The 3,840-nt window shown below is 49.4% G+C and carries 3 protein-coding genes; all 3 read left to right on the top strand.

The annotated features are described in order from the left end of the window. Window positions 1-172 precede the first annotated feature (172 nt). The 3 genes from RMO84_RS01070 (at window position 173) to RMO84_RS01060 (ending at window position 3,800) form a co-directional block, all read left to right on the top strand. On the top strand, window positions 173-1,792 hold the full coding sequence (locus RMO84_RS01070; RefSeq protein WP_310486583.1) for an NAD(P)/FAD-dependent oxidoreductase: 1,620 nt from the start codon (window positions 173-175) through the stop codon (window positions 1,790-1,792). 51 nt (window positions 1,793-1,843) lie between these two features. After that, complete coding sequence (locus tag RMO84_RS01065; RefSeq protein WP_310486582.1) at window positions 1,844-2,095, top strand: hypothetical protein; 252 nt, start codon at window positions 1,844-1,846, stop codon at window positions 2,093-2,095. A 172-nt stretch (window positions 2,096-2,267) separates the two neighbouring features. Continuing rightward, entirely contained in the window at window positions 2,268-3,800 is a 1,533-nt protein-coding gene (locus RMO84_RS01060) for a ferredoxin--nitrite reductase (protein WP_310486581.1), read from the top strand. The last annotated feature ends 40 nt before the right edge of the window (window positions 3,801-3,840 follow it).

The raw sequence follows: 3,840 nt of genomic DNA, 5'->3' as shown, positions 1-3,840 counted from the left end.
GGATGAGCAATAAATTACCAAAAAGCGATCGATTTCAACAGTTAGACTGCGGATACATCCCTGACTTCTTCGAGAAGTCGGGGATGTGTTTCCACCAGCTTGGCGGTTGCCATAGCCATTGTGACAAAATAAGAATAGTAGATTTTGCCCCACCCGATCGGGATAAACGTTCATGCTCCGCCTCTCCGAAGTCAAACTGCCGCTAGAACACACTGCAGCCGATATCCAGTCTGCCATTCTCAAGAAACTCTCGATCGCACCTAAAGACCTGATCCGTCACACCATCTTCAAACGCAGCTATGATGCGCGCAAAAAGGGGGCAGTTTCCTTTGTATACATCATCGATATCGAGACGACTAGAGAGCAACAATTACTTCAGCGATTCAAAAAAGACCCGCATATCGTCCCGACGCCCGATACTAGCTATCGCTATGTCGCCCATGCTTCAGCGGGAATCGAGCAACGCCCGATCGTGATTGGCTGCGGCCCCTGTGGGATGTTTGCGGGGTTATTACTGGCGCAGATGGGTTTTCGCCCGATTATTTTAGAGCGAGGGAAAGCCGTACACGATCGATCTGTGGATACATTTGGCTTTTGGAGCAAAGGCAAGTTCGATCCCGAATCGAATGCTCAATTTGGCGAAGGCGGTGCGGGGACGTTTTCCGATGGCAAGCTTTACAGCCGGATCAAAGATGCCAATCATCATGGGCGGAAGGTGTTGGCAGAACTGGTAAATGCGGGTGCGGCGGCAGAAATTTTGTACATTAATAAGCCCCATATCGGGACATATCGATTGGTCAAAATTGTGGAGAATATTCGCAATCAGATCGCATCTCTCGGCGGTGAAATTCGCTTTCAGAGTCGGGTGGAGCAGATAAATATCGAAAATGGGCAAGTCTGCGGCGTGACGCTAGCAAGTGGCGAATATATTGCGAGTAACCATGTCATGCTGGCTGTCGGACATAGTGCCCGCGATACCTTTGAGATGCTGCATCAGGCGGGCGTATATATCGAAGCCAAACCATTTTCGATCGGGTTTCGGATCGAGCATCCTCAGGCAATTATCGATAAATGTCGCTTGGGATCTCAAGCCGGACATCCGATGCTCGGTGCGGCTGATTATAGCTTGGTGCATCATTGCGCCAACGGTCGATCGGTTTATAGTTTTTGTATGTGTCCGGGTGGGCAAGTGGTGGCGGCTACATCCGAAGTCGGGCGGGTGGTGACGAATGGCATGAGTCAATACGAACGCAGTGGCAAGAATGCCAATAGTGGTATCGTTGTCGGCATTACCCCAGAGGATTATCCTGGTAGTCCGATCGCGGGGATTGAGTTTCAGCGGCGATTGGAGGAACGGGCATTCGAGCTAGGCGGTGGCACCTACAAGGCTCCAGGACAACTGGTAGGTGACTTTTTGGCTGGGACAGCCTCAACTGAATTGGGGGCTGTCAAGCCTTCATACAAGCCAGGGATTCACTTAGGCGATCTAAGTTCGAGTTTACCGGATTACGCGATCGAGGCTATTCGCGAAGCGATTCCCGCTTTTGATAAGCAACTGCATGGGTTTGCCATGCACGACGCTGTGTTGACTGGCGTGGAAACCCGCACATCGTCGCCGATTTGCATCAAGCGGGGAGATGACTATCAGAGTCTGAATACCAAAGGGCTATATCCTGCTGGTGAAGGTGCTGGCTACGCTGGGGGAATTCTCTCGGCGGGAGTAGATGGGATTAAAGTTGCCGAGGCAGTCGCGATGAGCATCCAATCGTCGATCGCATTGCAAACGCAGTAAAATCGAATCATTGCACGATGACTGAATAAACAATTCGATCGGGTTCAAACCATGACTCAAGTAACCGAAACCGACATTCGAGAGCTTAAAGATCTCATCCAAAATTTAGACCAGAAACTAGATACAGGCTTTGCGAAACTCAAGAACGATATTTACGATATCGAAGAGAAGATCGATAAGATCGATACTCGACTCATTGCAGTGGAAAAAAAGATCGATACTATCTGGTGGTCGGTTGCTGGAATTATTCTAACGTGGGCACTAAGCCCGCTCCTCAAGTTTTTGGCATTAACAAATTCTTAAACTGAGCTTCAATCGGTAAAATACATAGCTAGTATCCATGAATCGGATACTAGCTTGGTTTTTGTAACAAAAGATACTAAATTTACAGATGGTACCCGTTAACTTATGATACACAAAGCTAATTTTCACTAACCTCAATCTGTGCAGCGTCAAGCTAGCAAGGATTATCGCCATGACTACTGCCATCCCAGCCACCCAAAATAAGTTCGAGCGACTCAAATCCGAAAAAGATGGACTCGCGCTCAAACATGAGCTAGAAGACTTTGCACGGATCGGTTGGGAAGCGATGGATGAAACCGATCGCGAGCATCGGTTAAAGTGGTTGGGCGTGTTCTTTCGCCCCGTGACGCCTGGGAAGTTTATGATGCGGCTGCGCGCGCCGAGTGGGATCGCCACTAGCGACCAACTGCGCGTTTTGGGCGATATCATCCAGCGGTATGGCGATGAGGGGAGTGCAGACATTACCACCCGCCAGAGCATCCAGTTGCGGGGAATTCGGATTGAAGATTTGCCGGAGATCTTCCGCAAGATGGACGCTGTCGGACTGACGAGTATGCAGTCGGCAATGGATAACGTCCGCAATATCACTGGTTCGCCAGTAGCGGGACTCGAAGCGGGAGAATTGTATGATACCCGCGAAATGATCCAGGAATTGCAGGATCGGATTATTAGTAAAGGCGAGGGCAATCCCGAATTTAGCAATTTACCACGCAAATTTAACATCGCGATCGCGGGTTGTCGCGATAACTCAGTACACGCCGAAATTAACGATCTCGCCTTCGTCCCTGCGTTCAAGGATGATGTCTTTGGGTTTAATGTCCTCGTAGGCGGCTTCTTCTCTGGCAAGCGATGCGACGCGGCTATCCCGATGAATGTGTGGGTGGCACCGGAAGAAGTGGTTGAATTTAGTTTGAGTATCCTACGGTTGTTCCGCGATAACGGATTGCGTGCCAATCGAATGAAGGCGCGATTGATGTTTCTCATCGATGAATGGGGCATTGAAAAATTCCGCACGGAAGCCGAACGTGTCTACGGCAAAACTCTATTAACTGCGGCACCAAAAGACGAAATTGAATGGGAAAAACGCGACCATATTGGCGTCTATCCGCAAAAGCAAGCAGGGTTAAATTATGTCGGTTTACATATTCCCGTCGGTCATCTCAAAGCGGCTGATTTCTTTGAACTCTCCAGACTAGCGGAAGTGTACGGGACAGGCGAAGTCCGGTTTACGGTCGAGCAAAATGCAATTATTCCCAATGTTGCGGATGCAAACTTAGAACTCTTGCTCGGCGAACCAACCCTGGAAAGATTCCGAGTCAATCCTGGTAATTTAACCCGCACGGTGGTGTCTTGTACTGGTGCTCAGTTTTGCAACTTTGCGATGATTGAAACCAAGCAACACGCGGTGTCGGTTATCGATGCGGTGGAAGCTAAAGTTGATGTCCCCAAACCAGTGCGAATTCATTGGACTGGATGCCCAAATTCCTGCGGTCAACCGCAAGTGGCAGATATCGGCTTGATGGGTGCCAAGATTCGCAAGGACGGTCAAACTGTTGAGGCGGTGGATATCTTTATGGGTGGTACCGTCGGTAAAGATGCCAAGCTGGGTGACAAGGTGATGAAGGGAGTGCCGCTGTCGGAATTAGATGGCGTACTAGTCGATCTATTGGTGGAAAAATTTGGAGCGACGGCCATACCAAATTAAATTACTAAGCTACAATTCATGGGTACCCACAAGGGGCACC

It is taken from the genome of Chamaesiphon sp. VAR_69_metabat_338 (assembly GCF_031423935.1).
Lineage (GTDB): Bacteria > Cyanobacteriota > Cyanobacteriia > Cyanobacteriales > Chamaesiphonaceae > Chamaesiphon.
This window is presented reverse-complemented; position numbering and strand designations above follow the sequence as displayed.

What these genes read in the sequence shown, in the direction of transcription:
- RMO84_RS01070 (WP_310486583.1), top strand. Translation starts at nt 173, where the DNA reads ATGCTCCGCCTCTCCGAAGTCAAACTGCCGCTAGAACACACTGCAGCC.
- RMO84_RS01065 (WP_310486582.1), top strand. Translation starts at nt 1,844, where the DNA reads ATGACTCAAGTAACCGAAACCGACATTCGAGAGCTTAAAGATCTCATC.
- RMO84_RS01060 (WP_310486581.1), top strand. Translation starts at nt 2,268, where the DNA reads ATGACTACTGCCATCCCAGCCACCCAAAATAAGTTCGAGCGACTCAAA.